The 2,760-nt window shown below is 72.5% G+C and carries 4 protein-coding genes; all 4 read right to left on the bottom strand.

The window, feature by feature from the left end; translation table 11 throughout:
• The coding region (locus PROKR_RS13655) for a ketopantoate reductase family protein (protein WP_169736424.1) at positions 1–338 on the bottom strand (338 nt) is incomplete at its 3' end.
• Positions 335–763 carry a hypothetical protein gene (locus PROKR_RS13660; RefSeq protein WP_169736423.1) on the bottom strand — a complete coding sequence of 143 codons (429 nt, stop codon included), beginning with the start codon at positions 761–763 and terminating at the stop codon, positions 335–337. The genes PROKR_RS13660 and PROKR_RS13655, both read right to left, overlap by 4 nt.
• 141 nt (positions 764–904) lie before the next feature.
• Positions 905–2,320 (bottom strand): Re/Si-specific NAD(P)(+) transhydrogenase subunit beta, encoded by a 1,416-nt coding sequence (gene pntB, locus PROKR_RS13665; RefSeq protein WP_036964153.1) that lies wholly within the window; start codon positions 2,318–2,320, stop codon positions 905–907.
• The coding region (locus PROKR_RS37405; protein ID WP_036964155.1) for a proton-translocating transhydrogenase family protein at positions 2,317–2,760 on the bottom strand (444 nt) is incomplete at its 5' end. The genes pntB and PROKR_RS37405, both read right to left, overlap by 4 nt.

Consider the following 2,760-nt stretch of genomic DNA (forward strand, 5'->3'; position numbering starts at 1 on the left):
GCCGCCGCACGCAGCGCCGCCATGTGCTCGACGCCGTTGAGCAGGGCGATCACCTCGGCCGGTTCGGCGTCGCGCAGCAGGTCGGCGGCCGCGGCCACGCCGTCCGCCTTGACCGCGACCAGCACCTTGGCGCCGCGCGGCACCGTGGTGGACGCCGCCAGGGGTGCGTGCCACGAGCCGAACATGTCGGAGACGACGTCGAGGCCGTGCTCCGCGATGTGCGCGGCGGTGGCCTCCCGCGCGACGACGGTGACGTCGTGCCCCGCGCGCTGCAGGAGCGCGGCCATCAGCCCGCCGATCGCGCCCGGCCCGATGACCGCGACCGGCACGTCGCTCACGCGGCCATCCGCACCGGAGGGTGCCCCTTGGACTCGGGGAGCACCGTCGGGTCGGCCGCTCTGCGGCGGCGGATCGTCACCAGCACACCGGCCGACGCCGACGCGAACGCCAGCACGCCGAACCCGGTGGACCAGGCGTCGAGCTCGACCGAGAGCGTGAAGGCGACGATCGCGCCGACCGGCGCCAGCATGCCCACCAGCACGGACACCCGCGTCAGGCGCAGGGCCCGCGCGGTCCGCGCTACCCCCCAGCCGACGACGGCCCAGGTGAGGACGGTCAGCGCGGCGCCACCGACGGAGGCGAAGATCTCACCGGCGTTGTGCGCGCCGGAGGGCGGCCCGAACCAGAAGAGCTCCGTGGTCGCCACAAGCACCAGGAACCCCACGATCGCGGCCGTACCGGTCACGAGAGAGCGTGTCAACACTCGGCCTCCGCACTGAGGGACTGCGCCGGACTTTCCTGGCGCGCCCCTTTATACCAACTTGTTACCGCGCGGTGTCAGCGCGTCACCGTCAATTCACCCACAGCTAACCACCGGAATGCAAAAGGTGCTGGTCGCGGCGAGTCACAGCGCCTGGACGATCAGCTCCACCTGTTCCTTCGCGTCCCCGAAGAGCATGGCGGTGTTCTCGCGGAAGAACAACGGGTTCTGCACGCCCGCGTAACCCGTGGCCATGGACCGCTTGAAGACGACCACCTCGCGGGCCCGCCACACCTCCAGCACGGGCATGCCCGCGATGGGCGAGGCCGGGTCGTCCTGCGCGGCCGGGTTCACGGTGTCGTTGGCCCCGATCACCAGCACGACGTCGGTGCCGGGGAAGTCGTCGTTGATCTCGTCCATGCCGAGCACCTGGTCGTAGGGCACCTTCGCCTCGGCGAGCAGCACGTTCATGTGCCCGGGCAGCCGGCCGGCCACGGGGTGGATGCCGAACCGCACGGTGGTGCCGCGCGCCGTGAGCCGGGACACGAGGTCGGCCACCGGGTACTGGGCCTTCGCCACGGCCATGCCGTAGCCCGGCACCACGATCACCGACCGGGCGGCGGTGAGCCGGTCGGCGACCTCGAGCGCCGTCGTCTCCCGGTAGGTGCCCGGCTCGGCCGGGCCGCCCGCGGCAGCAGCCGGGGTCTCGGCGCCGAACCCGCCCAGGATCACGCTGACGAACGAGCGGTTCATCGCCTTGCACATCAGGTAGCTGAGGATCGCACCCGAGGAGCCGACCAGCGCGCCGGTGATGATGAGCAGGTCGTTGCCCAGCATGAACCCGGCAGCCGCGGCCGCCCACCCCGAGTAGGAGTTCAGCATGGAGACGACGACGGGCATGTCGCCGCCGCCGATCGCCGCCACCAGGTGCCAGCCCAGGGCCAGCGCGACCACGGTCATCAGCAGCAGCGGCACCAGGCCGGCCGCGCCGTCCGCCAGGAACCACCAGAGCAGGCCCGCGCAGGCGACGAGCGCGGCGAGGTTGAGCCAGTTGCGGCCCGGCAGCAGCAGCGGCGACGAGCGCAGCCGGGCCGACAGCTTGCCGAACGCGACAACCGAGCCGGTGAAGGTGACGGCGCCGATGAGCACGCCGAGGAACACCTCGACCAGGTGGACGGTCTCGCCGGCGTCCGCCCCGCTCGTGGCGGGCTCGGAGAGGTAGGAGCCGAAGCCCACGAGCACGGCGGCCGCGCCGACGAACGAGTGCAGCAGCGCGATGAGCTCGGGCATCTGCGTCATCTCGACGGTGCGCGCCCGCCACGTGCCGACGGTGGCCCCCACCAGCAGCACGAGCAGGATCAGCCCGGCCGTGACGCCCACGGGCCGCTCGGAGCGGTCCAGGGCCAGCGCGATCGTCGCCACCAGCGCGAGCCCCATGCCGGTCATGCCGAGCAGCACGCCGCGCCGCGCGGTCTCCTGCCGCGACAGCCCGGCCAGCGACAGCACGAACAGCACCGCCGCGACCAGGTACACCGCCTGGACGATCGACTCGACGCTCATCGCTCGCCCCCACCCCTCGTGTCAGACCCACGCTTCCCTCGGGTGACCTGTACGTCTGGCACGTCGGCGGGGCCGCGATGGAACATGCCGAGCATGCGGTGGGTCACCAGGAACCCGCCGAAGATGTTGATGCTCGCCACCGCGGAGGCCAGCACGGCGAGCGTGGTCACCACCGGGTCCGCCGAGCCGATCTGCAGCACGCCGCCCACCAGGATGATCCCGGAGATCGCGTTGGTCTGGGACATGAGCGGGGTGTGCAGGGCGTGGCTGACGTGCGAGATCACGTAGAACCCGACGACGACGGCCAGAGCCAGCACCGTGAAGTGCGCTGCCTGGTCGGGCGGCGCGGCGGCCACGGCGAGCGCGGCCAGGACGGCGCCGAGGGCGAGGAGCACGGTCCGGGCGAACGGTGCCCGTGCCGCGCTCCCCGCAGGCCGAGC

Source organism: Promicromonospora kroppenstedtii DSM 19349 (assembly GCF_000515355.1).
Lineage (GTDB): Bacteria > Actinomycetota > Actinomycetes > Actinomycetales > Cellulomonadaceae > Promicromonospora > Promicromonospora kroppenstedtii.